Origin of the sequence: Candidatus Hepatobacter penaei (assembly GCF_000742475.1) — a bacterium.
GTDB classification, from domain to species: Bacteria; Pseudomonadota; Alphaproteobacteria; order Holosporales; family Hepatobacteraceae; genus Hepatobacter; species Hepatobacter penaei.
This window is the reverse complement of sequence record NZ_JQAJ01000004.1, coordinates 41,553-67,728: the sequence shown is the minus strand read 5'-3', so window position 1 is coordinate 67,728 and position 26,176 is coordinate 41,553. Positions and strand designations below refer to the sequence as shown.

Genomic DNA, 26,176 nt, shown 5'->3' with positions numbered 1-26,176 from the left:
TTTTAGGCGGTTGTGGTGCGGGTCGTTTTTTGGGTGAGGGCCTTTTGGCGCCTTGCGTGCTCTGGTCCTTTTGCGTGTCGTCCGGTGTGTTTTTATCTAAAAAGTCTTTCCGCATAGCCTCTTGTCTTTTTTTCTGCTCAGGCGAGAGAGGTGGTGATTTGACAGCATCTGAAGGTTCTGATGAGCTTGACTCTAGACGTTTTTGGAGAGCGTCTTCTGTCTGAACAGGTGTAGAGCTCATGGCTGGTGACGTGGGCTTGGGTGAGGTATCCACGGTGCGGTCCATCAGGCTGCCTGATTCTCCTCCGCCTGCGTTGGATGTGCTGTTGTCCACAACGCGGTTCATCAAGCTGGCGTGCGCTGTTTGTGTGAGCGCCATCACAACGAAGATAATATGTGCCAGCCAGAAAAATCTCATAGAGACATAAAATTTATTTAATATGGTAAATATAACAATATATGTTGGTATTAACGCGAATAGATGTTTATTAAAATCATAAAAAGACAATAAACTTTTCTGTTTTCAGCATAAGCCGCGCAACGCGCGGGTGTGACTTTCTGTGCAGGAAGGCTCTTGCTTTTGATGGTAAGACCTTTTATGTTGGGAATGTGACGTTTGTCACGGTCCGTATCGAAGACGGCAGGTGCGTGAGGTAAATCCTGTTGAGATGGGGCGTTTTCGCTGATTCTTCTTTGCGGTGGTATGAATGAAGTGATAGCGGAGGTCTTGTTATGGATCGTGCGAGCAAACATGCTCTTGTAGACAATCTATCTCAAACGCTTAAGCAGCAAACCTTGCTGGTGCTCACGCGTCAAACAGGTCTTGATGTGGGTGAAGCAGAGACGTTGCGTCATCGTGCGCGGGAAGCCGGGGCGTCTTATCGTGTGGTGAAAAACACCTTGTTGAAACTGGCCCTTTCTCGGGGTGAGGCTGAAGGGCTGGCGGATCATGTGTCGGGCCCGATGGGGTTGTCTTATTCTGAAGATCCCATTGCGGCAGCCAAGGTGAGCGTAGATTTTGCCAAGGAACATAAGAAATTTGAGGTGGTGGCCGGTTTTCTGGACGGGAATGTCTTGGATGCTGAAGGGGTGAAAACGTTGGCATCACTGCCCTCGTTGGACGCGTTGCGTGGGCAAATTGTGGGTCTTGTGGTGGCGCCGGCATCTGGCATGGTGCGTACGGTCAGCGCCCCTGGTGCGGGTCTTGCGCGTTTGATGCAAGCCTACAGTGAAAAAAAATAGGTTTAGGGTTTTAGGAAATAATCACAAAGGAGAATATGGGTTATGTCTGCAAAATTGGAAAAAATTGTTGAAGATCTGTCAGGGTTAACAGTCTTAGAAGCTTCAGAGCTCACAAAACTGCTGGAAGATAAGTGGGGCGTGTCTGCGGCTGCACCTGCTATGGCCATGGCGGCGCCGGCAGCGGGGCCTGCGGCTGATGCCGGGGCGGCTGAGAAAACAGAGTTCAATGTGACGCTGAAGTCAGCTGGCTCTCAAAAAGTGGCCGTGATTAAAGAAATCAGGGCCATCACAGGGTTGGGTCTTCTTGATGCCAAAAAGCTGGTGGAAGACGCCCCCAAGGTGGTTAAAGAGGGCGTGCCCAAGGCCGATGCCGAAGAGATGAAGAAAAAAATCGAAGCTGCAGGTGCCACGGTGGAGTTGGCCTAACACATCCTGTCTGCCTTGTGCATGAGGGAGATGATGTGAGAGTACACAAAAAAGCTCTGTGTTGCGGGGTTTTTGGTGTACTCTTTTTTTATGGGCCTGTAGTTCAATTGGCAGAACCCGCCGCTCATAACGGTGTAGTTGTAGGTTCGAGTCCTACCGGGCCCACCACGAAGAGGGTGTGAGGTCACAGCCGAGGGTGGCGTGGCCAGGGTCTTTGACTTCATGGTCTTCTGTTACATCCGTTCTTTGTTTTTCCTTTGCTTTTTTCAATGAGGATCGCCAGTTGTGTTCTTGGGGGATGTGTTGGTTTTTCGTGTGTGTGTTTTCAGTGCGTTATGGACTTCCCCTCTCTTCTTTGCTTGCTCTTGGGGTATGCGGGGAAGAAAGTGTTGATTCATGGTGCTTGTTGACCAAGGACCGAAAGGTTAAGTGATGTCATACTGTTTTGTGGGGGCCGCAAGTGGCTGGGGCGCACAAATTTTAGGCACCGAGGGTGGCCCTGAGGCGGTGTGGCAATCGTCTTTAGGCGCCAACCTTTCACGTCACGGTATAGATGCTTTATGGCACTCTCTCCTCTACCCTTCGGTGCGTATTTCTCAGCAAGTGATGGCTTTGGATGAGGGGCGTTTGCCTTTAGTGTCTCATCACTGTGATGTCGTGGCGCATCATGTGCGCGACCTTGTGTTAGACGGTCAATTTCCTGTTGTGGTGGGCGGTGATCATGCCGTGGCGGTGGGCACATGGAGCGGCGTGACAGAGGCTCTTGACGCGCGGGAAGAGTTTGGGCTCTTATGGATTGACGCCCATATGGATGCCCACACGCCGCACACTACTCCATCTTTCGCTTATCATGGCATGCCGGTGGCATCTCTCTTAGGATATGGCCCTGAGGTGTTGACGGGTCTGCTCTCTGCGCACAAGAAGATTCATCCAAGCCATCTTGTGCTTTTTGGGGTGCGATCCTTTGAATCTGGAGAGCACCACTTGCTCACACGGTTGGGGGTGCGCATTTTTTATATGGATGAAATCAGGTCACGGGGGGTGACAGTGTGCATGCGTGAGGCGCTTGAGTTGATCACGCAGAAAACAAGGCGTTTTGGCGTGAGCATGGATTTGGACGCGTTTGATCCCACCGTGGCGCCAGGCGTGGGAAGCCCCGAACCTGGCGGGCTGTTCCCTGAGGATCTGTTGCCAGCGCTGACCTGTGTGTGGCAGCATCCCGGCTTTTCGGCCTTTGAGCTTGTGGAATTGAACCCAGACATCGACCTTCAAGGACGCACCGCGGCGCTGGCCCAAGATATTTTGTTTCAGGTGCTGACCGCGCATCATCAATGCCGCCGGTTGCCTGCAGCCTCTTAAGGCGAGCCATCTTCGCACTATTTCACAAAAGATTCCATCCAATTCAAAAGCCACGTTTTACTTTTATAGAAAAAGGAGGTGTTTTCAGGAAAGCATCTGTTTTCTGCATAAAAATCAAACATTGAGCGGGCGATGGGGCTTCCCTTTTTCATTTCACCGCGCAACCCTTTTTCATTGATTGTACACAAGCGTGGACAATCTTCACAGCAAGCATTTTCTGAAACACGCACAGTGCTTGATTGGGTAACAAAAGGCCTTTTTGTGTAATCTTCTCTGCATTCCCGTTGACACCGGCGGACACATTCCTTGACCACATCGGTGTCGCATAAAGAGGGCTGAAGCGAGGGGTGTGGTTCGGCATGAAGAAGAGATATGACCAACCAATAAGTACAAAAGATGACACGCACACGATGAAAGATCGGGTTCCTCTTGCTTTTTTGGGATGCAACAGGTATGCCATGAAGGAGGAACTTATATAAGCTTGATGTTGTCTATGGCCAGCCTGTTGGAAGAGATTAAAGAAGAAATCAAACAAGAAGAGTGGCAAAAATTCTGGCTTTCCTATGGGTTTTATGCCCTCGTTTTGTCTGCGGCTCTTTTGGTGGCCGTGGGCGGCTATCTTTTTTGGTCTCACCTCGACACAAAGCGGGTCGAGCGTCGTAGCATGCTTTATGAAGAGGCGTTGGCACATCTTGAGCGTGGTCAATACAGAAAGGCCGAGCCTTTGCTGAAAAAGTTGGTGAAAAAGACGGCGGGCAGGGGGTATGGTGAGTTAGCACAACTAGGCCTGACAAAAGTGGCCAGGGACCGGGCATTGACTTTGCGGGATCCTGAGTGGACCCGTTTTTGGCATATGAGCGTTCAGGGCTTGGCTGAGAAAATGGAGCAAATAGGGCACGTTGCCCTGCAATCATTATTGACCATCAGCTTGGCGTATGGCTCGCTCGATTTTGCTGAACAGCCCAGTGTTCCCCAATTGTCGCACTATGAAACACCTGAAAATCCTTGGAAGGGGCTCAGCTTAGAGGTGCAGGCCCTGCAGGCGTTGAAGTCGAAAGAGCTGACCAAAGCTGGCGCTTTATATGAGCGTTTGTTTACAACGCTGTCTATGTCTCCTTCCCTGCGTATGCGCGCTGAGGTGGCTCTTATTGCTTTAGGTTTTGCATTGCCCCGTGTGTCTTAACAAGTGTTTTTGGCTTTTCAGGTTGTGTGTTTGTGCCCTGGTGTTAAGCGCATGTCAGGGCAGCAATGAGCCGCCTCTTAAAGGGAAGCGGGAGCATATTTTCAGCGATCGTGATCAAGGCCAGGCACCCAAAAAACGCGTGATTCCGCCTGTGAGCAAGACGAAGCCTTCTCAGGCTGGGGCGTGGCCGATGCCTTTTGTGAACACAACCAATCATATCCCCGCCTTGCGCCAGACGCCCGTATCCGACCATTGGGAAAAAGGGTGGACCTTTTCGAGTGGATCATGGAATAACTCGTATGTCTTGATGCCGCCTATTGTGGCGTGGGGGCGCGTGTTTTTTGTGTCTGCAGGCCAAGTCTTTTGCCTTGAGGAGGCAACGGGCAAAAAGGTGTGGTCTTATAAGGTGGTTGAAGAAAAAACATCCGTCTTTTTGGGGGGCGGGTGCGCGCTGTGGAAAGATCGTCTTTACGTGACCTCTCCTGAGGGGGGGTGTTTTTGTTTTGAGGCCGCCACGGGGAAGCTTTTGTGGCAACAAAAAACGGGGATTTTGCTCCGTGCGGCGCCCGTGGTGTCAGGCGGCCGGGTTTTCTTGCTCACCACAAAAAATCAGCTTGACGTGCTGGATGCTGTGACGGGCTATCCTTTGTGGACTCACCACGGTGTGCCTGAGGACTTGCAGTTTTTGGGGGCCTCTCTGCCGGCGGTGTCTGGAGACAAGGTGGTGGTGTGTTATTCCTCGGGTGAGATTTATCAGTTGAACGTCAAGACAGGGCGGGTGGTGTGGACTTATGTGATGTCGCCAGATATGCAGATAACCGAGCTGTCAAAGATGTCAGATATTGTGGCCTCCCCGGTGATTCAGGGTGGGATGGTTTATATTGCTTCCTCTTTTCAAAAAACCATGGCCCTTGATATGACCACGGGTAGTGTTGTGTGGGAGCGGCCGGTGGGAGGGCTTCAGACGCCGGTGATCTTGGGGCAGGATCTCTTTTTGATAGAAAAAGACACATTGCTGCGTTTGGATCGGCGCACGGGTGAGACGCTTTGGCTGACAAAGCTTACAGATCGTCATCAAAAGGCTGACAAGCCTATACCCTCTCGCCTTTGGTTCGGTCCTGTTTTGCTTAATGATGCCCTGTATGTCTTGAGTGATCGGGGCGATATAAGGCTTTATCGTCCCCATAAGGGGCAGGCGAAAGAAGGCGGTCTGTCCTTGAGTTGTGATTGTGCTGTGTTGCCGGTGGTGGGCGCTTCGTCTCTTTTGGTGTTGAGCAAAGAGGGAACCTTGTATTCCCTTGTTCCCACCCTCAAGGGTTAGGCAAAGCTTGTGGCCTATCGTGTGCTTTTGTTGGGCCGGCCGAATGTGGGCAAGTCGACGCTGTTTAACAGTTTAGTGCCCGGCGGACGGGCTATTACCGGGCCAACAGCTGGGGTGACCCGTGATGTGAAAGAGGGCCGATCGCCTTCAGGGGAGAGAATCTTTTATGATACCCCCGGCAGCACACCGCGGGATATGACCTCTCCTTTTTTAAAAGAGATCTGGGATGAAGCGGATCTTTTTCTTTTTGTGATTGATGGGCGCGTGGGCTTGACTCAAGAAGATCACGCATGGGCCAAGGCTTTACGCAAATCGTCCAAGCCTGTGCTGGTGGTGGTCAACAAATGTGATCGATGCGTCTTGCCTGAAAACATGCCCGAAGGGTTTTGGGAAGCGCATACAATGGGGTTTCACCATGTGGTGCCCGTATCGGCTGCCCATGGGACGGGCCTTGACCTTTTGGATGAGGCGCTGGAGGCCTTGATGACCCCTAAGATCAAGCAGCAGTCTGCAGAAAACATAGAACAAGACGGCATAAAGGGTACGGAAGAAGAGCTCGAACCTCAAGGTGAACCCAAGGGTGAATCGGAATCCGCGCCTCTTGATGAGGATGCTTCTCCAGTAGGGCCTGTGCATTTGGCGTTGGTGGGCCGGCCCAACGTGGGTAAATCCACCCTGATGAACCGGCTTTTAGGGCGCGCGCGCGTGCAAACAGGGCCTGTGGCCGGATTGACCCGTGATGCCATCGTGGCGCCCTTCAATCTTGATGGAAAGCCAGCCTTGCTGTGGGATACGGCGGGTCTGCGCCGTCGTTCTTTAGACAAAGATGCTCTGGATAAAGCGTCAGAGACCGATACCCTCAGAGCCATTCATTTCGCTCATGTGGTGGTATTGCTGATGGATGGCACAAGCCCTTTTGAAAAAGCCGACCTCAAGGTTGCTTCCCACATCATTGAAGAAGGGCGCGGCATTGTGTTGGCCGTGAACAAATGTGACAAGGTGGATGTGGCGGCTCTGAAAAAAGAGGTCACAGAGGCCTTAGAGAGCCTCTTGCCCAAAATCCGTGGGGCGATGCCTGTGTTTTTGTCGGCTGAAACGGGCACAGGTGTGCCTGACCTGTTGCGCGCGGTGAAGCTGTGTTACACGCGTTGGCAAACGCGCCTGTCCACCGGGCGGCTTAATCATATGCTCAAAACCATGATACAACACCATCCCCCGCCGCTTCATAAAGGGCGTAGCATCAGCCTTAAATACATTGTGCAAACCAAAGCGCGCCCGCCGACGTTTGCATTGTTTGGGAACCGTTTGGAAGGGCTGCCAGCTTCCTATGAGACCTATCTTCTCAACAAGATTCGCACGCACTTTCATCTAGAAGGGGTGCCCTTGAGGCTATCCTTAAAAAGGGTGCGCAATCCTTATGATAGATAAATTCCGTGATTATTTTATTTTTTAATCTTTTTTTATGAAGACATACGGCACTCTAGGGAAAATTTGTGTGTGATGTCTATGAAAAGGCACCAAAAAACAATAAAAACAATGGACGTTGTCTGACAAGGGAGTTTTGTGGTTTTGCTGTCGCCATCTCTTAAACCTACCACGCCTTATTTTTCTTCTGGCCCCACCGCTAAGCATCCGGGTTGGCGTTTGTCAGCCCTTGACCATTTTCTTGTTGGGCGTTCACACCGCTGCCTGCCGGCCGCCAAGCAAATTGAGAGCCTGGTGTTTCGCATGCGTGATGTGCTGGCCATTCCGGCCACCTACAAAGTGGCGCTGATTCCTGGCTCAGCCACAGGGGCCATGAGTGCGGCTTTATGGAATTTTTTGGGGTTGCGGGGCATTGATGCGTGGGCCTTTGATCTGTTTGGTGCACGCTGGGTTGAAGACATTCAAGATCAACTTAAATTTTCAGACCTCAGATGTTTTGAATCTTCTTTTGGCGTGCTGCCTTCCATGGATCAAGCCAATTTTGATCGTGATCAGGTGTTTACCTGGTGTGGCACAACCTCAGGTCTTTGGCTTCAGCATGAGCCGTGGATTCCTCAAAAACGGTCAGGATTGACGATTTGTGATGCAACGTCCGCTGTGCTGTGTGCGGATATACCCTGGCCGCTGTTGGATGTCACGGCCTTTTCGTGGCAAAAAGGGTTTGGTTCAGAAGCCGGCATTGGTGTGTTGGTGATCAGCCCTAAGGCCATGGAGCAACTGCGTAACTATATTCCGGCCTGGCCTATTCCGCGCACCCTCAGCCTGACCCTGAAGGGCAAGGTGCGGACCAGCCTTTTTGAAGATAGTGTGCCGCTCAACACCGTTTCTATGCTGAGTGTGGCGGATATGCTGTCAAGCCTTGAGTGGGTTGAGAAAAGGGGAGGGCGCATGGGCATGTTGGCCCGTGTGGAAGCCTCAAAAAAAGTACTCGAGCAGTGGGTTGCGAAGACGCCTTTTATCGACTTTGTGGTCAAAAACCCACGCCACCGAAGCCACAGCAGCGTTTGCCTTGAGATTGTGGACCCCTCTTTTCAGGTGTTGGGGTTAGAAGAAAAGTGGGCTTTCCTGAAAAAAATGTCTGTGTTGCTTGAGCGGGAGCAGTGCGCCCTTGATTGTTTGGGGCACCCCATGTCGCCGCCCTGCTTGCGTTTTTGGTGTGGCCCGACGGTGGAAGCATCGGATCTTGAGATTGCTTTGTCATGGGTTTCGTGGGCGTTTGAAACGCTATCGGCAGAGCCTCAGCGGAAGATTCGTCTTCTGTTCTAGATTTTGGAGAGAAAAGTCAATATAAATATCTTATAGATGAAAAAATAAATATCTTATCGGCGAAAAAAGGAACATGAGAATGATTTTTAGGCTTCTGGACTGGTTTTCCACAGACATGTCCATTGATTTGGGAACCGCAAATACGCTGGTTTATGTCAAGGGGCGTGGTATTGTTCTCAATGAACCTTCCGTGGTGGCCACAGCTACGGTGAAGGGTAAGAAACAAGTCTTAGCCGTCGGTGAAGAAGCCAAGTTGATGGTGGGGCGCACCCCTGGCAACATTCAAGCTGTCAGACCGTTACGGGATGGGGTGATTGCTGACTTTGAAGTTGCAGAGCAGATGATCAAATACTTTATTCGTAAAGTTCACAACAGGCGCAGCTTTGCTAACCCGCGTGTGGTGATTTGCGTGCCTTCGGGCTCGACGGCTGTGGAGCGAAGAGCGATCCAAGATTCTGCCGAAGGGGCCGGTGCCCGACAGGTCTTTTTGATTGAAGAGCCTATGGCGGCGGCTATTGGTGCGGGGTTGCCGGTGACAGAGCCCACAGGATCCATGGTGGTGGATGTGGGTGGCGGCACCACAGAGGTGGCGGTGATTTCTTTGGGCGGCATCGTCTATGCTCAGTCAGTGCGGGCAGGCGGCGATAAAATTGATGAAGCCATCATCAGCTTTGTCAAAAGAAACCACAACCTGCTTATTGGGGAAGCCAGTGCTGAGCGCGTGAAAAAAGAAGTGGGCTCGGCCATTATGACAGAAACGGGCGCTGGCCGTTCCATGAACATCAAGGGGCGTGATCTTATGAGCGGTGTGCCGAAAGAGCTGTCGATTAGCGAGCGTCAGATTGCTGAAAGCATTTCAGATCCCATTGCCATGATTGTAGATGGCGTGAAGACGGCCCTTGAAAACACACCCCCAGAGCTGGCTGCTGATATTGTAGAACGCGGCATTGTTCTCACAGGAGGTGGGGCGCTTTTGGATAAGCTGGACGTTGTGTTTAAGCGCTCAACAGGGTTGCCTGTCACCATTGCCGAAGATCCACTGTCGTGTGTGGCGCTGGGCACAGGTAAAGCCCTTGAACATATGACGACCCTGAAAAATGTGCTGGTTGCAGCTTAGGGTGGATGACGGGAAAGAGGATTCATGGCGGCATCCAGGCGTTTTTTAGGACGGGCCTTTCGTCAAAACAAACGTTTGATCACCCTGTGTTTTGTGTTGCTCACACTTGTTTCGATCAACACATCCCCTTTGTTTCACAACCTTGAGACGTGGTGTCTTGAATCTTTGGGCACATTCTTGGTCTTTGTCGAGCGCACAAAGCTTTCACTCAAGACGGACTATCTCTATCCTGAAAAAGCTGTCATTGAGCAGTTAAGGCAAGAAAACCTCACCCTTCGCACGCAAATTGCCCATTTTTATGCGTTAGCGGAAGAAAACGCGTTTCTTAAAAAGCAATTGGCCTTCACCCAAACCCTGTCCCACACCACAGTGACGGCGCCTCTTTTAACGCGCCCGCATGTGGGAGAAAGCTTTTTAATACAAGGTGGCACGAAGCAGGGCATTCGCAAAGGCCAGCCCGTGGTGGTTTCCTATGGTCTTGTGGGGCGGATTGATGCAGTGTCTGAAAACACAGCACGTGTGATTCCGGTGACCCATGTTAAATCCCGCGTGCCCGTGGTGAATATCAAAAATCAAGAGCACGCCATTTTGTTGGGCGATGGATCACGTCGTCCGCGCTTGTTTTATGCCAGTGATCAAGAAAAGCGGGTGCCGGGAGAAACCTTTGTGACCTCCAGTTATGGGGGGGGCTTTCCGCCAGGCCTTTTGGTGGGGTGCACCCAAAGCAAAGGGCGTGTGATGCGTTTGGCGCCGTTTGTATCGTGGTCAAAACTCGAATATGTTCATGTCATGACAGGATTTTCAGGCGATGCTGTTAAGCATTGAGGGCGTACAGGATATGCATCTACAGGTGCCATCACGCCGATGGCTGTTTTGGTGGCATCATACGGTATTTTACACCCTGTTTCTTCTGTGTTTTGTAGGGCCTTTGGGGGGGCTGATCACCTTCGCGCCTTTCCCTTCGCTCTATCACAGTTTGCTTTTTTACTGGTCAGCACGCCGCCAGGCACACATTTATTTGATATTCCTTTTTATTTTAGGGCTTTTTTTCGATATTTTGTTCGTTCGTTTTTTTGGGGCCACCTTTCTGGAGTGCATTCTCTTTTTGTTCATCGCGAAAAGTCAGGCGCCGCTCTTAGCCAAAAGCTCTTTTTCTATGCAGTGGCTTTTGTTTGCCATGACGCTATGTCTCTATACGGTCGTGATGTTCGTTGTGTTCTATCTGATGGGGTGGGTGGGATCTCTGGTGCCTGTGTTTTGGTCTTGGTTTTTTTTGGTGGTCAGCTATCCTCTTGTGGTTTTTGTGGTTAAATCTGCCTGTATTGAGTCTTTTGCTCAATGAGTGATCATTTCTATCGTATCACCAAGCGCATATTCCTTCTGGGCGGTCTCCAAATAGGGTTGGTTGTGTTGTTGGTTTACCCACTTTACCGTCTTCAAGTGATCCAGCGTGGTCAATATGAAACCCTTTCCCAGAATAATCGTATCGTGGTGCGCCCCTTGCCGGCCCAGCGGGGTGAAATCTTGGACCGCAACGGGTTGGTGTTGGCCAACAATAAGCTGGGGTTTCGTTTGGTGGGGGTGGTCCAAAGCCAGGCTCAGCTCACAAAGCTCATACGGGCCCTGGGTTCTTTGATTGATCTTTCCGGCGTGGATATAAACGCGCTGTATCGTTTGGTGAAGAAAAAATCTGCACAACACCTCAGTCCCCTGACCATCAAATCTAATCTTTCGTGGGAGGAAGTGGCACGCCTCGAGCTGAATATGGACCAATATGAAGGTTTGTCCGTGGTGCCTGATTATGTGCGTGCATATCCCTTGGCTGAGAAAGCGGCCCATATCCTGGGGTATGTGGGGGTGCCGAATAAATCAGAAGAAGTCCTTTACGCGCTGCCGCGGGCTTTTGGTATACAAATTGGCAAGCAAGGGGCAGAGCTTGCGTTAGAGTCTGTGCTGCATGGGCGCGAGGGGGCAGAGATTCTTGAGTTAAATGCCAAGCGTCATGTGGTGCGTGTGACCCAGCGGCACGAAGCAGAGCCAGGGAAAAAGGTGCGTCTCTCATTGTCAGCGCCTCTTCAGCAGTATGCGGCTGAACGCATTGCTCAGTATGAAAGTGCATCTATTGTGGTGCTGGATATTGCTACGGGAGACATCCTGGCGATGGCGTCTCATCCCAGTTTTGATCCCCATGTATTTGCGTCAGGGCTTACCACGGATTTGTGGGGGTCGCTGAATAACAACCCTTACAAACCGCTTGTGAACAAAGCACTCAGCGGTCTTTATGCGCCAGGCTCCACCATCAAGGGGTTATTTATCTTGGCGGCGTTGCAACAGAATGTGGTGAAAAAAAACACCTATATACCCTGTGTAGGCGTGATGACGTTTGGGGGGCATAAATATCACTGCTGGACACACAAGTGGGGCGGGCATGGGCTTATTTCTCCCCATGATGCGGTGGTGCGTTCTTGTGATGTCTTTATGTATGAGTTGGCTCTTAAATTGGGTTCTGAGCATATGCAAAATGTGTTAAAAGAGTTTGGGCTAGGCATGCCGCTGCCGGAGCACTTTCTGAGCAATGCGCGCACAGGGCTTGTGCCCACGCCTGGCTGGAAAAGGGCCGTTAAGGGCCGATCGTGGCTGGTCAGTGATACAATCCTTATGTCTATTGGTCAAGGATATATGTTGTCTACCCCTCTTGAGATGGCCTTGATGGCCGCACGCACAGCCAGTGGGGTGAAGGTAGAGCTCTCTTACCTTAAATCAGAAGACCCCCCTCATTTTGAACCCATGAATGTGTCGCCCGATCATCTTAAGTTTTTGCAAAAATCTCTTTTTGATGTTGTCAATAGCCCAAGAGGTACAGCCTTTAGATGGCGCATTACTGATCCACACAAGCGTATGGCTGGCAAAACAGGGACAAGTCAGGTTTGCCGTATTAGCCTATCCGAGCGTGCACAAGGGGTGAAGAAAACCAGTGAGCGCCGCTGGGAGGAGCGAGACCATGGCCTTTATGTGGGGTATGGGCCCGTGTCAGAGCCTTGGTCACGGGGGCAAAATCAACAGACACCGAAGTATGCTGTGTGTTGTGTGGTTGAGCATGGGGGAGGTGGATCCGTCGCAGCTGTTGTTGCACGGGATGTTTTGAGCTATGCCCAAGATTTAGATGCATAAAAAGGCATGTTTGATGTAGACGAAGAGGTGGTGAATACATTACTCTTCTCTAAAAAGATCTTCAGGGGGTGGTTCTTGCTGTGAGAATGTCTTTTTATTTCATCATCGGGCAACGTGCGTCATGAGGCTAGAAGCTTCTTCATTGATTTTTCAGCTTTTTTTAGGACTGATGTCCTCATTGGGTGTTGTGGTCACGATGGCATCTGTGCCTTCTTTGCCAGCCATGGTGGTCCACTTTCAGAGCACGCCTCATGTTGTCGGATGGACAGTGACATCCGCCATGATGGGATCCGTTCTTTGCCAATTTTTTTGGGGACCTATTTCTGATCGCTTAGGACGAAAAAACGCCCTGCTTATCAGTGTGGGTCTTGCTTTTGTTTCCTCTCTTTTGTGTTATTGGGCCTCTTATATTGAAACGGTATTGATTGGCCGCTTTTTTCAGGGTTTTTCGTCTGGCGCCGGGCTGATTGTGGTGCGTGCTGCGTGTCGTGATATATACACAGGGGCTCAGCTCAATCGCATGATTGCTCTTATTTTAACGGTGATTCCCTTTTGTGCGGGGATTTCTCCTTTTGTGGGTGATTTGCTGGTCAGTCGCTTTGGGTGGGATGCGCCCTTCCTTTTTCTAACCTTTTATTCAGGGGTATTGTTTGTTTTTGTCTTCGTTTTTTTGACAAAAAAGTCATTTTGTACAGTCAGAGCCACGTTTGGTGAGGTTTTGTCAAGTTATGGTTTGTTTTTTAAAGACTATTTTACCATGCTGCTTTTGTTGGCAAGCTCATTGTCTTATTTTTGTTTCTTTATCTTTATTCCCTCATCGCCGTGGATTTTTCATTACTTCTTCTCTCTTAAAGGCCTGGTTCTTTCTTGTGCCATGTTTGCTTTTCCTATGGGCACTTTTTTTGGTGGTCTTTTTCAAACCATTTGGGGGTGGAACTTTCATCCCATTAAAATGTGTTTCTTCTGTTGCGGGTTAAATCTGGTGGCGTTGGCTTGTAACTGGCTTTTGCTGATGTTTTATCCTTCCTATATGTTTTACATTGGCTTCATGATGATTTTTGGGGCCACTACATCCATTTTCAATGCTATTTGTGTGACGCTGATTATGAAACGTCAGAAACCCCAATACTCAGGCAATCTATCCTCTTTTTTGGGTGTGGGGCAAATGTTTGGGAGCACCTTAGGCAGCTTTTTCTCAAGTGATCTTTTTGCGCCCGCGCTTGTGATTGAGATTATTTTCTTGGCGTTTGGGGTGGCGGCGTTGGTTTGTTTTCTTGTGTTTAAAGAAAAAGGGTGCCGTGAAATGCTTTCTTCGAGCCGTTTATGGACGTCTTAGACAGGTTGTCTGTGGGTAAAACAGCGCCTTGAGAAAAATAGTGGGCATAGCCCCGGGCGATGCTGGCACCACCAGCCTTCTTTTTTCCTTCGGGCTGAAGCTCGTCTAAGGTAAGTGCGCCTTCACCGCAAGCCACACACAAAGGATCTTGCATAAGGGTGCCGGGCTTTTTGGCGTGGGGCTGGGGGTGGACTGTGGCTGTTAACACGCGAAAACGCTTGCCATCTTTTGTAGTGAAAAAGGTTTTGGGGGAGAAGGTGCGTATTTGGCGTTCGATGAATGCAGCCGGTTGACGCCAGTCAATCAGGTAATCTTGAGGCGTGATTTTGGGGGCATAGGTGATGCCGTGTGTGGGTTGAGGCGTGCGCGCATTTTCTTTTTGGATGATCGTGGGCAAGACATGGGTGAGCAGGTCTTTGCCGGCAAGGGCTAAGTTATGTGTGAGGGTGGCGGCTGTGGTGTGAGGCAAAATGGGCACCGTTTGGGTGGCAATCATGTCGCCGGTGTCCATGCCTTGGTCCATATACATTAAGGTAATGCCCGTTTCTCTATCGCCTGCCAACAGGGCATGATGCACGGGTGCAGCCCCCCGCCATCGGGGCAGCAGAGAGGCATGTACATTGATGCACCCAAGGGGGGGCAGCGTCAGCACAGCTTTTGGCAACAAAAAACCATATGCAGCCACAAGAATAAGATCAGGCGCCAAGCCCGTCAGCACATTTAGGGCCTCTGCATCAAAACGCTGGGGCGTCCACACTGGGAGCTGGTGCGCCTTAGCCAATTGGTGCACAGGAGAGGCTTGGGTGGCCAGGCCCCGTCCTTGGGGTTTGGGTTTTTGGGTAAAGACCCCGCGTACATGGTAGGGTCCCTCAAGAAGGGCTTCAAGGGTCGGCACAGCAAAAGCTGGGGTTCCCATAAAGACCACGGTTGTTTGGGGAGGATTCTGGTGCATCACAAGGGGAAGCTCTATTGCTAACTGTCTTCTTGTTGGCTTCGTTTGATTTTTAGCAGTTTACGCTGCGCTATGTTTTTTTTGAGGGGGGAGAGATAGTCAATCATCAACACGCCGTCTAAGTGATCAATTTCGTGTTGAATGCATACAGCAAACAGATCTGTGGCCTGGATGGTTTTTTTATGGCCATCTGGGTTTAAAAAGGTGACCTGGATGGTTTGGGCGCGGGCGACGTTGACCCGCAATTCAGGCACAGACAGACATCCTTCCTCAAGGTCATAGGTGTCTTCAGACTTTTTCTCAATAACGGGGTTGATCATGCATAAGAAGCGTTCATCGGGATCTATGTCTTTGTCAGGGAAAAGCAACTGTTGGTCATAGACAACCATACGTTTTAAGATGTTCACCTGGGGCGCCGCAAGCGCCAACCCTTTTTGGTCTTGAAGGGTGTCTTCCATATCGCGAATTTGGGTGCGCACATGGTCGTCAACGATGCCCACAGATTGTGAGATTTGCCTTAACCGTGCATCTGGCTCTTGAAGGACGGGAAGAATAGACATCAGCGAGAAACAAGCCTTACATGCAAAACCCTAATGAAGCCAAGATACGTTGAGGGGGGCGCTAAGTCAATATGGGGCTTTACGGCTTTGGGAAAAATTGATAGGTTAAGGGGTGTCCTTGCCAGAAAATGATTTTTTTGGCTTATGAAACCAGGAGGATTTATTGTTGTGTCTCAGTTAGCGCGCTATGAGTTTGTCATTTTGATTCGTCAAGATGTGCTTACGTCCCATGTGTCCGAGCTTCAAGAGAGCTTTAAGACGGCCATTGAAGGCCAGGGGGGGCAGGTTGTGTCTGTGGAGTATTGCGGGCTTTTGGGGCTTGCGTATCCCGTTAAACGGAACAATCGGGCTCATTTTATCATCTTTGATGTGGAAACCAAGCCTGGGGCTTTGGAAGAGCTGGAAAGAAAGCTCCGCGTTTCTGAAGATGTGATTCGTTTTCTCAACATACGTGTGGAAGAGTTTGGGCAAAAGCCTTCTGTGCTTGCCAAATCCCATGCGAATCGTGAGCAGTTTGGGAAGGCGCAGTTTCGCCAAGATTCTTCTGCTCGCACGTCGGTATCTACATCCCGCGCCTCGGGGGGCGCGTCTTCATCGTCTGCTGGTGTGACATCTTCAAGTGGGACATCTTCCGGTGCCACCTCTGGTGATGCCCTAGTCTCTTCCGATGATAAGGTCAAGGATGCGTCGGATGGTGCGGCGTCCACACATAAAGAAACAATCTAAAGGAGATGTCGGTGTCTATGGAGTCACAGTCACAAGAAAAAAGGCCTGTACAAAAGGTGCGTGGGTTTTTCAAGCGTTCGCGTGTATGTCCTTTTGAGGGGAGCCAAGATCCCATCGATTTTAAGGATACGAAGCTGTTAAGACGTTTTTTAACAGAGCGAGGCAAGATTATGCCAAGGCGCTTAACCTTTGTGAGTGCCAAGCGCCAGCGTGAGTTGGCGTTGGCGATTAAGCGGGCACGTTTTTTGGCTCTTTTGCCTTATGTGATCGATTGATCGCGTGCGTGCATCCAGCTTGATCATGGAGAGAGACGGAGGTGTGTTGTGAACTCAAAAAAGACGCCTAACAGTTTTTTAAGTTTTGCGCAGGCTCACCGTCAAAGCATGGCCGCAGGCCTTTTGGCCGCTGTGTTTTTGGGTGTTGGTCTGTATTCGCCGCTGGGTCTGTTTTTTTTGACGCTGTCGCCGGTGCCCTTGCTGTTTTTGGTGTGCGGCAAATCTGACGAAGACTTTTTTGTGGCTTCTGCCGTGGGCGCTTTGTTTTTGCTCTTTTTTGGCTCGGCCTATCACACCCTATGTTTCCTTATCTTGTGTTTTCTGCCGGCCTTGCTGGCATTGCTTGTGCGAACAAAACCGCGGGGACGTCGATCAGCGCCACGGACACGTCTCATAGAAAATTACCCTTTTGAGGTAAAGGTTGTGTACCTTTGGGTGGCCTTTGCCTGTGTGTTGGCTTTCTTGTTTTCTTACATTCAAGTGGGTGTGGACGACGTTATGCCGCTTGTGTCGGGCTCTTTGTCCGAGAAACAGCGCTTGGGCATTGTGCGTCTTTGGCCATATTTTCCGTCTGTAGTGGCTTTGTTTTGGTTCTTCGCATTGTGGCTCAATTTGTTCTTTGCCGCCCACTGGGTTAAGCGCTATGTCAAGCAGCCGTGGGTTGCGCTTTCTTTCCAGGATTGGCAGGTGCCGCCGGTTTTTTATGTTCTCTTCTTGAGCACGCTTTTTTTGGGCACCTTTTGGGTGGAAAAGATGATGTGGATGAACATGTTCCTTGTGCTGTCGTCTGTGTTTGTGATAGACGGTTTGTTAACGCTGAGGTCTGTGTTTTCCTATTGGAAAACGCCGGTGATTTTTCACGTTGTGCTGGGCTTGTCCATTTTGTTTGTGCTGCCCTTGCTGTTTGCGGCGATTTTGGGGCTTGTGGAGCCTGTGATTGGGTTGAGAAAACGTCTAGATGGGTAGAGAAAAATGAGAATTGATGTCGTATTGTTGAGAAATATCAAAAACCTGGGTGCGATGGGCGCGGTGTGCTCGGTGAAGCGGGGGTATTCCACGTTTCTGTTGCGGGAAAAGATGGCCCTGCGCGCCACCAAAGATAACATGGCGTATTTTGAGCGGGAGCGCAAACGTTTAGAGGCCCAAAACCAGGCGTTGTATGATGAGGCCGTGGACAGGCAAAAAAGCCTGGCAGACATGTTTTTGGTGTTTATTCGTTCTGCCGGGGAAGCCGGCCAACTGTATGGCTCTATCAGCGTAAAAGACATTGTGAATGTCTTGTCTGAAAAAGGCATTCACGGCATCAAGGCCACCATGGTGACTTTGGTGGACCCTGTGAAAAAGGTGGGCGTCCACACGTGCACGATCCAGCTCTATCCCGATGTGTTGGTGACGATTCGTCTTGTGGTGGCGAAAACAACCGGTGAAGCCGATCTTTTGGAAGAAGAGGCACGGAATCCCAAGGCCTCTGCATCTTCATCCCTTGCTGAGGTTCAACACACGTTGCCGGACGCGGGTGTGCCTATGGATGAAGCGATGGCTGATGACCCGTTGCCCGATCATGCGGAGGCGTCAGTCAAGGAAGGCATGGGCTCTTCAAACGTGTCGTCTCCGGATGCTGCCTCTTCAGATTCTGCTTCATCGTCCTCAGAGACATAAGCATAGCTTGGGCGTTAAGGGCGCTTCCAAGAAAAGGAATCCAGATGGCTGACGTGTGTGGGAAAGGCGGCGTGGTATGAGTTTATCCTGCGGTATTTTGGGGCTGCCCAATGTGGGGAAATCTACGTTTTTTAATGCGCTGTCAGGGCAGGCAGCGGCCGAGGTGGCCAACTATCCCTTTTGCACCATTGATCCGCAAAAAGCCCGCGTGCCTGTGCACGATGCGCGTCTGCACACCCTGGCGCGTTTGTCCCAGTCAAAAAGTGTGATTCCTACCTATGTAGAGATCATGGATATTGCCGGCCTGGTGAAGGGCGCCAGTGCAGGGGAGGGCCTGGGTAATCAGTTTTTGGGCCACGTGCGTGAGGTGGACGCGTTGCTCCATGTGGTGCGGTGTTTTGACCATGAAGACATCGTGCACGTCAGCGGCCGGGTGGACCCGTCCTCTGACTATGACGTCATTGATACTGAGCTGTTGTTAGCAGATTTGGAAAGCGTCACCCGCCGTCTGCCAGGCCTAGCCAAAAAAGCCAAGCAAGCCCCAGACGAATGGGCCGCCACCCATCAGGTGATGGACAAAGCCAGGGCCTATCTTGAAGAGGGCGTGCCCCTGCGCCGCGCGGCCTTTGAGGTGGATGAACGCCCCCTTGTGGCCTCCCTGGGGCTGTTAACGTTCAAGCCTGTGTTGTGCGTGTTGAATGTGCCCGAGACAGACATTCTTTCGGGCAATGACTGGACAAAGGTGATGGAAGAAAAGCTGGGTCCGGCGCCTTCTTTGCGCGTGTCGGCGGCCATTGAGGCTGAATTAAGCGTGATGCCGGAAGCCGATCGTGAGGTGTTTTTGGCCGATCTTGGTCTGAAAGAATCAAGCCTGCATCGCTTGGTGCGCCAAGCCCATGGTTTGCTCAATCTGCACACCTTTTTCACCACCGGCCCTCAAGAAACGCGAGCCTGGTCTTTCCCCACAGGCGCCACGGCCCCGGAAGCGGCAGGCCTGATTCACACAGATTTTGAGCGTGGTTTTATTGCCGCGGACGTGTGTGCTTATGATGATTTTGTGCACGCGGGCGGTGAGGTGCAGGCCCGCACAGAAGGCAAGCTGCGCCTTCAAGGGCGAGACTATGCCATGCAAGACGGCGACGTGGCCCACTTTCGCTTCAACGTCTGACGCGCCCCTCTTTTTTTCTTTGCGTTGACCGCTGCTGTGCTGAGGCGGGGGTTGCTATGCGGCTTGCCTGCCTGAGGGGTTGTCTTGGCCAGACGCATGACCGGAAGCGTTGTGTGGCGCCTGTGCGTGTTCGCTGGGTGTGCCCTCTTTTATGACTTCCTCTGCCTCTTCTGGTGATGTCTCTGCAGAGGCTTTGGCTTTTTCTTTGTCTAGATCATTGAAGGCACCGTCCATGTATGTGCGTAAGGCATGCTCACACGCACCGATGATGCCTGCAAAATAGTTTCTTGGCGTGTAGATATAACAGAATTGGTGTCGTCGGTGGTATGTGCTTATCAGCAATTGCTGGACCTCGGCAAAAGGCTGGGCCGCGTGTTCATGACGAAGACAAAGTGTCAGGGTGCTGAGCTCCATTATGTCGTCATAGAAGATATCCGTTTTGTCATGTCGAATGTCAATCCACATTTTGTGTTCAAGGAAGCTCATACCATGATCCCCCACATAAGCGCACGTGATGGGTAGGCTGGGATAGTGTGAGAGTAATGCGCCAACAGGTGCTGCCCTCCTAAAAACTGCTGGCCCGTCTTTAATAAGCTGAGCATAGTCATCGGTGTCATAGAGCCAAGGTGAGGAAAGCGAGAAGGTTTTCGCAAACGGGCTTACACACCCATACAAATACCGGCATGTTCTTTTACACGCCATTACATCCACACAGGAGAGATAGGGTTTCATGATAAACGCTTGGATCACCTCAGGCGGCAGATCAAGCAAGGTGCACGTTGATGGGGGGGGCGGTTTGTGGTCTTTGGCTTTTTCTTGATCAAGGACTATCTCATCGTCAGCCCCGTTAATGCGTGGCATATCTTCTGACGGATCCGTATCTGCGCCGTTAAGCGGTGATGCTTTTCCGGCGTCTTCTACAGAAGCAACGACAGGTTGACGTAAGAGTGTCAGGTGCAAGGGGGGAGGGTGTGGAGTAAAACAGTCTAGATGTGCCTTCTGTGAGTGACCATCCACAAAACCTAGAAAAAAACGATCGTTGTCTATGGGGCGATGTTTCCCCCCGGTCATAGTTAGTGCCATCATGTTAAGGTTTATTTTATGTGTGAATGTGGGGAGTCGGGTGAAGAACATTGTTGCTTCAGTACTATGTCCCAGCGCAGCATCATAGGGAAGACACCAGATAAGGCCAGCGTTCTGGATATGATATTCCTTAAGATGGGGTAAACGCATATCATGCCATCTGACCCCTTGCGCCACGAAGCCTCCCATAAACAGCCTGTTCACATGGGGCAGGGTGAGGAGGGGAATGAAAGCCACGTTTTTCATGGTGACCACCAGCTGTAGGGACGCTGCCTCAGCTTTTGTCTGTGGACCTTTCTGTTTGGCTTGTTGCTGTTTGCGCCTTTGGGCTTCTTGATAGATGTCATCCCATGTGTGGAGAGGGGCGGGCATATCATGAAGGAAGAGAGGATAGAGGCAGACCTTCTCAAGGCTGGAGAAACGGTAGCAGTACTGGGTTTTCCCCTGTTGTGAAACCCAAGATAACGTGACGGTTTCAGCACAGGTTTCCAGCTGCTTCCGATCGGTCCACCCTTGAGGGGGCATGGCGACGATGGGGGTTGTAAGAGGATTTTTTGACCACGACGCGATCCCGATCCTCATCACCCGGCATGCCCGGGCACATGCTGGGGGCCGTCAGCGCTATGGGCAAAAAAGCCGCGAACCTAAGGTAATACCACACATTTTTCACGTCATTTTATCCTTAGCGGCACTTAATCTTTTGAAATAATAAGATATATTGTTATATTTTGTCAAATTTGACAAAATGGTTCTGCTTATTGTCAGTGGGGCGTATTCATCTTCCCTATCAAGGCGGTGTTGTCTTTGGGGGTGGGCCGAAGACACTCATTAACACACTGTTTGTTAAGTTAAAACAGAAAAAAGAGAGGCCTTTTGTGATTGTCTGGGGCAGAGGTGTGTGATAGAAAAAAGGGCACCTGAGGGACATGCACAATCATAAAGGATAAACGAAGGGGCACGCCATGACACAGGCAAACATTAACATACCACCGCACTATTCATTGATGATGCCTTATTTGATGGTGGCCGATGTGGTGAAGGCGGTTGATTTTTATGTGCGAGCCTTTGGGTGCACGCAAGGGGAGATGCCGTCGGATGACACCGGTCACATCAGGCATGGTGAGTTTTCCTATCATGGGCAGGTGATGATGTGCGGCCAGCAAGATAGCGTTGGCCCCACTGCCAAAACGCCGCGGGCCAGTGGCGTGGAATCACCATTATCGCTTTATCTTTACTGCCAGGATGTGGACGCATTCTTTGCTCACGCCAAGGCGCAAGGGGCTAAGGTGCGTGGGGGCCCTGAGGCGATGTTTTGGGGTGATCGCATGTGCCGTTTAGAAGACCCAGACGGATATATCTGGTGTTTTGCCACGCCCATGGACAGCGCGGGTTCATAACCCATCTCGGTTGACGCAAGCTCTCTTTCTGGCTTCATATGTTGGCGCAAAGCAAGTTGAAGCCCTTTTTTGTGATGCGTATTGCCTCCGTGCCCTTGGGTTGCCCGCCTTGCATCATGGCATGATCTTCAGGGGGTCATCTATTAATCCTTATGATGATAAAAAAATCTAAAAAATATAAATTATTTCTTGCCACCTCTCTTATTTTATACTATTTTAGCAAAAAATTTAGATATGCATGGGAATATACGTCTTAATCATGCATTTAATGGTTAGAAAAATGAAAAAAATACATATTTTGGGCAGTTCCTTCCTTTTGATGGCGTTAGCCTCCACGGCAGGTGCGAAAGACTCAGGTTTTTATGTGGGGCTGGGGGCCGGTATGGGCGTCACAGACATGCATCGAACGCTAGAATGGGAGTATCCTGATTTTGATAAGGATGTGTTTGCCAGTGATGTGTTTGCCAGCGCTCCGGGTGAAAGTGTTGACTTGTTGGCCGGTTGGCGTACGCGGGCAGAGTGTTCGATGTTGGGCTCCTATGTGTGGGGCTTTGAGGGCAGCATTGGCTACGCGTTCCAAGAAACATCCTTTTGGGCCGATAGCGGCCTTAACCCAAACGGCCCTGACATCTTTGATAGCCGTGTTAAGCGCAAGTTTAACATCACGTTCATGGGCGTGTTGGGTCGCGAATGGGGTCTGTGGACGGCAGCGCTCAAGTTTGGCATGATGGGGTCGGAGTTTACCCATACCTATCAGGAGGTGACCAATACGGTGCTTCAAAAGAAGACCGTTTCCACCTTCGCGCCCGGTATTGCCGGCGGGGCCTTTATTGAGCATCCCTTAGGCCCTATGCATATTCGCCTTGATTATGTCTGTGCCCTTCACAACACAGTCAATGAACAATTTTATGGCTTGGGGGCGTATGGACGCGTGGTACAAGAAGCGCGAAGCCCCGTGGTCCATCGCAGCCTTGTGGCCCTGTTGTGGCGCATGTAGGCTGAAGGGTCCATGGTTTCATGAGCACAGCCTGGGCACCTGGCGTTGCGCTGGTGAGTTGTGTGGCTGTGTGTGTGCTGGGCAAGCAGGCATGGGCGGAAAAAGATGTGCATGCGGGCGTTGGGGATGAGGGAGCGCACCCGCCATCCTCTCGTCTCTTAGGGAACTCTGGGGATAGCCTTGCGTGCCAAAGGCCTCTCACAGCCAAAGGGGCGCAAGAAAAAACATCCTTTCTTTTGTGGTTTCGCAAGAAAACGCGGCGCCCGAGGCGTGTGTCGTGGCCGCCTTCTTTTCGGGAGCGAAAAGCCTTTGACGGGTGGCGGGAATGGGTAGATAAATTGCCTTTTGCCAAAGCGCGCGCTAGTGACCCTTGTGTCAATCGTGCATCCTTAACAGAGCAAGAGCAAGACATGGTGGAAAGCAAGCTCACACAGGCTAAAAGCGAGCTTGCCTCTCTTCAATCTTCGTGTGAGTCCCTGGCGTTTGATATGAGAGCACTGTCTCGCAGTGCGCAAACATTTGGTGTGAAAAAACGTTATCTTGAGCAACATATCGCCTCTATGCAAAAGGCGTGTTTTGCGTACCAGGGGTTGATTAGCTTGTATGATCATTACCTATTTTCAACGTACACCTCGTCTCTGGATGCTATCGACAAGCATGACGGTATGGATGAAGCAGAACGGTTGGTTATGTCTGCCGCTGAGGAAGTGGAGCATTTTTGGACACGTTTTCAAACCTTATCTAGGTGCATGAGTGATCTTAGGGCGCAGCATCTCACAATGGTAAAAAAGAAGTGTGCTTTGATTGGAAAAAAGCAGCGCCTGCTGAGCCTCTACCAACAGCAGAAAGCAAAAATACGTGCGTGCGAAGAAAAGTGTGCCGTGTTTCAAAAAATAGTGGATTTGGGGCATCGAAAGAAGGAGGTGGCTGGTCAGCTCACACGTGATCCTCTGTCTCTCAATGGTGTTTGCAAACAATTGCATGACAGACACGTGAAACAAAGGTTATCTTTTGATGATGCACAGGTTGCATCTTTCCTTCATTTTTCAAGGTGGTGGGTTCTTTTTTAGAGGCGCATAAAAGATGGCGTCATACCAGGCAAGAGGGGGGGGTGCATGTGGCAGGGTAAACCGTGAGCGCGGGCCTGGTGCCTCGCTTTCAAGCAGGAGGGCAAGATCATGAAAAATAGGGGCTGTGTGTCTATCAAAAAGGTTTTTTGTGTGGTTTTTCAAGGCGCGATGTTTTTGGGCGTGGGCCTGACAGCGCTTGTGCCACTTTGTAGCTCTTTCAGTAGCGATGAAGATATATCACAAAGAACCTTTGAGGGCACCCTTCGGTCTGCAGGGCTCAGCGCTTCCCATTTGGCGCTTGTGGAGGAAGCGTTTAACAAAAGGGTGGGGACTGTACCGGGCGCGTGCTGTTTGGACCCCCTCAACCCTGAGGATCAAAAATTTTATGCCTTTGACATACATCAAGACCCTATTCAATGGGTGCATGAAAAACAAAGCCTGCAAGAACGTATCTTATTTGTTCATCAAAAGCCCTGGCAAGACATTGCCACGTACCAAGATGTGGAAAAAACGCTCAGGCTGCAAGATGACCTGAAGATGACGCTGAGCAAACAACGCCGCGAGGTGCAGGCACATATGCAAAGGGCGAGTGTCCGCACGCAGGCAGGGACTGAGGATTATGCCATGAACATCCACATTCTTGAGACCAAAAAAGAAAGCCTCATGAAAGAAATAGAAAGCCTTAAGGACAGCCATGCACAGGCTAAGGCCACCAAAAAAAAGCTTCAAGAACGTGTGAACACGTTTGATCAAGAAATCAAAACCATCAGATCCTCCCTTCGCATAGCAGAAAAAAAAGGCTCTGCTTGCGTCAGTCTCACAGCCTTGACGCGTCGCGACGAAGCATTGGCCGCTGAGGAAGAGCGTGTGCGTGGCTATGCCTATGACCTGGCCAAGCTCTTGATGCGCTTTGCCGTGCTTCAGATATGGGATCCCCAACAAAAAGAGGAAATGTTTTGTTTGAAAGATAAGGTGTGTCGCCACCGTTCGTTGGAAAAAGGCGTTAAGTGCATCGAAACTGGGATGTCGCGTCTATGATGGTGAGCGCATTGGGGGGGAAGCTGTGCACGCATGTGTGTCTGTGGATAGGGTTTTCGGTGTATATGTGGGTGTATGTGGACAACGTGTATGCCCCCGACCACAAAGATGAAGCCCCCGTTGATGAAGTGCCTTTGGGTGCAGACGGGGCCGGCGTTACGGCACCAGCGGCAGTGCCAGGTCCAGCAGCCAAGCCGTGTCAGGCGGTGTGGCCCAAGGTGCGTTCACAACCGTTTCCCCACGTCCTACCACAAGCTTTATCGACACATGCAGCGCCGGCCTCTGGGCTTTCCCGGTTTGGTGGGCGGCCCCGCCAACGCGGTGCGCTGACAGAAGGCAAAGATCTTGATTCTCTTGATGCCTTTATTGATGAAAAAGCTCGCATGCTTGGTGTTAAAGACCCCATCAGCCTCAAAACCATCAAAAAAAGCATGGTGCGGGCTGAAAAAAACCACGCCCTGGCCAGGCACAGCCTGACGCGCCTTGAAAAAGAGGTGCTGCCGCAATACACCCCTTGTTGGAGGGAAGGGGCTGCCGCAGGGACGCCGGCGTTCGTCGATGGGTCTCAAACACCGCCCTATCTGCAAGGCTCATCTCCAGCCGAGGTGTTCCCACACACCCTTCCTGAACCCTGGTCTTCTTATGAGATACACAAGGGCCTCACCCGCATGATCGCCTTTTGGCACCACCATTACCAAGACTTGGACGACGTGTATGATGACAAAGAGGCGGTTTATCTGTGGCGTTATCATCACACCTTTCATCGTCAGCAGGGGGAAGACACGCCGGGCTGAGATGCGCGGGTGGATATCTTCCTGAATGGATATCCTTTTGAGTGGATATCACGCTGATCCTTCTTTGCGGTCCTTTGAGCTCCCCCTCACGGGTTCTATGTAAGCCCCGTTGTGAGGGCCTTGGGGGGATCGGTCTTGCCTGTGCTCTCTGTCGTGCTTCCCACTGTGATGTCCGCTGAGGCGGCTTTGGGTTTCTTGCCCTCCAGAGGTGGCATGTGGGTCTAACTTTGTCATTAAAAAACAAAAAAGTGTCTCCTTTCTCAACATCTTTTTAATAATTATCTAAATTAATCAAATTTTTATCATGCGCGAACAATAATTATCTATAAAAAACAATTATTTAAGGCAAGGAATGACAACGGCGGATGACAACACAAAGGTTTGGCAAAAAACGCGGGGACACAGGGTGTCACGGCGCTGGTCTTGCCCCGACAGTGTCCAGGCCACAACGGTTTCCCCGCTTCCCTCTCAACGCTGGTTCAGAAAGGATTGACCATGAAAAACAAAATGAAAGCCCCCCCTCACAGCGCTGTTGGCCTTTGTGCTCAGCA

The 26,176-nt window shown here is 50.9% G+C and carries 26 protein-coding genes and 1 tRNA gene; 23 read left to right on the top strand and 4 right to left on the bottom strand.

Annotated elements, in window-relative coordinates:
- A partial coding sequence (locus IG82_RS0106225; RefSeq protein ID WP_031934663.1) for a hypothetical protein occupies positions 1-418 on the bottom strand: 418 nt, incomplete at its 3' end.
- Between the two features lie 314 nt (positions 419-732).
- Between IG82_RS0106225 and rplJ the strand changes: the two genes are divergently transcribed.
- From rplJ to IG82_RS0106145, 13 genes are all read left to right on the top strand, one after another.
- On the top strand, positions 733-1,242 hold the full coding sequence (rplJ, locus tag IG82_RS0106220; protein WP_031934662.1) for a 50S ribosomal protein L10: 510 nt from the start codon (positions 733-735) through the stop codon (positions 1,240-1,242).
- Between the two features lie 42 nt (positions 1,243-1,284).
- Positions 1,285-1,668 (top strand): 50S ribosomal protein L7/L12, encoded by a 384-nt coding sequence (rplL, locus tag IG82_RS0106215; protein WP_031934661.1) that lies wholly within the window; start codon positions 1,285-1,287, stop codon positions 1,666-1,668.
- Positions 1,669-1,760: 92 nt separating this feature from the next.
- Positions 1,761-1,836, top strand: a tRNA-Ile gene (locus tag IG82_RS0106205).
- A 264-nt stretch (positions 1,837-2,100) separates the two neighbouring features.
- Positions 2,101-3,027 carry an arginase gene (locus tag IG82_RS0106195; protein WP_031934659.1) on the top strand — a complete coding sequence of 309 codons (927 nt, stop codon included), beginning with the start codon at positions 2,101-2,103 and terminating at the stop codon, positions 3,025-3,027.
- Between the two features lie 484 nt (positions 3,028-3,511).
- Positions 3,512-4,210 carry a tetratricopeptide repeat protein gene (locus tag IG82_RS0106185; RefSeq protein WP_245591069.1) on the top strand — a complete coding sequence of 233 codons (699 nt, stop codon included), beginning with the start codon at positions 3,512-3,514 and terminating at the stop codon, positions 4,208-4,210.
- A gap of 151 nt (positions 4,211-4,361) precedes the next feature.
- The gene (locus IG82_RS0106180) at positions 4,362-5,531 is read left to right on the top strand and encodes a PQQ-binding-like beta-propeller repeat protein (RefSeq protein WP_156095432.1); all 1,170 of its coding nucleotides are present in this window, start codon (positions 4,362-4,364) and stop codon (positions 5,529-5,531) included.
- 9 nt (positions 5,532-5,540) lie between these two features.
- The gene (gene der, locus IG82_RS0106175; protein ID WP_031934655.1) at positions 5,541-6,959 is read left to right on the top strand and encodes a ribosome biogenesis GTPase Der; all 1,419 of its coding nucleotides are present in this window, start codon (positions 5,541-5,543) and stop codon (positions 6,957-6,959) included.
- Positions 6,960-7,100: 141 nt separating this feature from the next.
- On the top strand, positions 7,101-8,282 hold the full coding sequence (locus IG82_RS0106170) for a phosphoserine transaminase (protein WP_216476180.1): 1,182 nt from the start codon (positions 7,101-7,103) through the stop codon (positions 8,280-8,282).
- Between the two features lie 79 nt (positions 8,283-8,361).
- Positions 8,362-9,399, top strand: a complete 1,038-nt coding sequence (locus tag IG82_RS0106165) for a rod shape-determining protein (protein ID WP_031934653.1) — start codon at positions 8,362-8,364, stop codon at positions 9,397-9,399.
- 24 nt (positions 9,400-9,423) lie between these two features.
- A complete protein-coding gene (gene mreC / locus IG82_RS0106160) occupies positions 9,424-10,224 on the top strand; it encodes a rod shape-determining protein MreC (RefSeq protein ID WP_031934652.1) in 801 nt (266 codons plus the stop codon).
- Positions 10,225-10,237: 13 nt separating this feature from the next.
- Positions 10,238-10,741 carry a hypothetical protein gene (locus IG82_RS0106155; protein WP_172642916.1) on the top strand — a complete coding sequence of 168 codons (504 nt, stop codon included), beginning with the start codon at positions 10,238-10,240 and terminating at the stop codon, positions 10,739-10,741.
- Complete coding sequence (gene mrdA / locus IG82_RS0106150) at positions 10,738-12,570, top strand: penicillin-binding protein 2 (RefSeq protein ID WP_052545772.1); 1,833 nt, start codon at positions 10,738-10,740, stop codon at positions 12,568-12,570. Before IG82_RS0106155 ends, mrdA begins: the two co-directional genes overlap by 4 nt.
- 121 nt (positions 12,571-12,691) lie before the next feature.
- A complete protein-coding gene (locus IG82_RS0106145) occupies positions 12,692-13,906 on the top strand; it encodes an MFS transporter (protein WP_031934649.1) in 1,215 nt (404 codons plus the stop codon).
- On the opposite strand, the gene fmt is transcribed toward IG82_RS0106145, so the two are convergent.
- Both fmt and def read right to left on the bottom strand, forming a co-directional pair.
- On the bottom strand, positions 13,851-14,858 hold the full coding sequence (fmt, locus tag IG82_RS0106140; protein WP_082192105.1) for a methionyl-tRNA formyltransferase: 1,008 nt from the start codon (positions 14,856-14,858) through the stop codon (positions 13,851-13,853). The genes IG82_RS0106145 and fmt overlap by 56 nt on opposite strands.
- A 20-nt stretch (positions 14,859-14,878) precedes the next feature.
- Positions 14,879-15,418, bottom strand: coding sequence for a peptide deformylase (gene def, locus IG82_RS0106135; protein WP_031934647.1), 540 nt, complete (start codon positions 15,416-15,418; stop codon positions 14,879-14,881).
- 168 nt (positions 15,419-15,586) lie between these two features.
- On the opposite strand from def, the gene rpsF reads away from it, so the two are divergent.
- The 5 genes from rpsF (at position 15,587) to ychF (ending at position 19,246) form a co-directional block, all read left to right on the top strand.
- A complete protein-coding gene (rpsF, locus tag IG82_RS07020) occupies positions 15,587-16,144 on the top strand; it encodes a 30S ribosomal protein S6 (protein ID WP_216476179.1) in 558 nt (185 codons plus the stop codon).
- A gap of 5 nt (positions 16,145-16,149) precedes the next feature.
- Positions 16,150-16,419, top strand: a complete 270-nt coding sequence (gene rpsR, locus IG82_RS0106125; RefSeq protein ID WP_052545770.1) for a 30S ribosomal protein S18 — start codon at positions 16,150-16,152, stop codon at positions 16,417-16,419.
- 48 nt (positions 16,420-16,467) lie between these two features.
- Positions 16,468-17,385 (top strand): YybS family protein, encoded by a 918-nt coding sequence (locus IG82_RS0106120; RefSeq protein ID WP_031934644.1) that lies wholly within the window; start codon positions 16,468-16,470, stop codon positions 17,383-17,385.
- A 6-nt stretch (positions 17,386-17,391) separates the two neighbouring features.
- Positions 17,392-18,078 carry a 50S ribosomal protein L9 gene (rplI, locus tag IG82_RS0106115; RefSeq protein WP_082192104.1) on the top strand — a complete coding sequence of 229 codons (687 nt, stop codon included), beginning with the start codon at positions 17,392-17,394 and terminating at the stop codon, positions 18,076-18,078.
- A 76-nt stretch (positions 18,079-18,154) separates the two neighbouring features.
- Positions 18,155-19,246, top strand: coding sequence for a redox-regulated ATPase YchF (gene ychF, locus IG82_RS0106110; protein ID WP_031934642.1), 1,092 nt, complete (start codon positions 18,155-18,157; stop codon positions 19,244-19,246).
- Between the two features lie 54 nt (positions 19,247-19,300).
- Here ychF and IG82_RS0106105 read toward each other — a convergent pair whose 3' ends face one another.
- The gene (locus IG82_RS0106105; RefSeq protein ID WP_156095431.1) at positions 19,301-20,914 is read right to left on the bottom strand and encodes a hypothetical protein; all 1,614 of its coding nucleotides are present in this window, start codon (positions 20,912-20,914) and stop codon (positions 19,301-19,303) included.
- 377 nt (positions 20,915-21,291) lie between these two features.
- On the opposite strand from IG82_RS0106105, the gene IG82_RS0106090 reads away from it, so the two are divergent.
- From IG82_RS0106090 to IG82_RS0106060, 5 genes are all read left to right on the top strand, one after another.
- Entirely contained in the window at positions 21,292-21,726 is a 435-nt protein-coding gene (locus IG82_RS0106090; protein WP_082192103.1) for a VOC family protein, read from the top strand.
- Between the two features lie 259 nt (positions 21,727-21,985).
- Positions 21,986-22,723, top strand: coding sequence for a hypothetical protein (locus IG82_RS0106080; RefSeq protein ID WP_172642915.1), 738 nt, complete (start codon positions 21,986-21,988; stop codon positions 22,721-22,723).
- Positions 22,724-22,743: 20 nt separating this feature from the next.
- Positions 22,744-23,793: a hypothetical protein gene (locus IG82_RS0106075; protein WP_031934637.1), complete on the top strand. Its 1,050-nt coding sequence runs from the start codon at positions 22,744-22,746 to the stop codon at positions 23,791-23,793.
- A 126-nt stretch (positions 23,794-23,919) separates the two neighbouring features.
- Complete coding sequence (locus IG82_RS0106065) at positions 23,920-24,831, top strand: hypothetical protein (RefSeq protein WP_216476177.1); 912 nt, start codon at positions 23,920-23,922, stop codon at positions 24,829-24,831.
- The gene (locus tag IG82_RS0106060) at positions 24,828-25,625 is read left to right on the top strand and encodes a hypothetical protein (RefSeq protein WP_031934634.1); all 798 of its coding nucleotides are present in this window, start codon (positions 24,828-24,830) and stop codon (positions 25,623-25,625) included. Before IG82_RS0106065 ends, IG82_RS0106060 begins: the two co-directional genes overlap by 4 nt.
- The last annotated feature ends 551 nt before the right edge of the window (positions 25,626-26,176 follow it).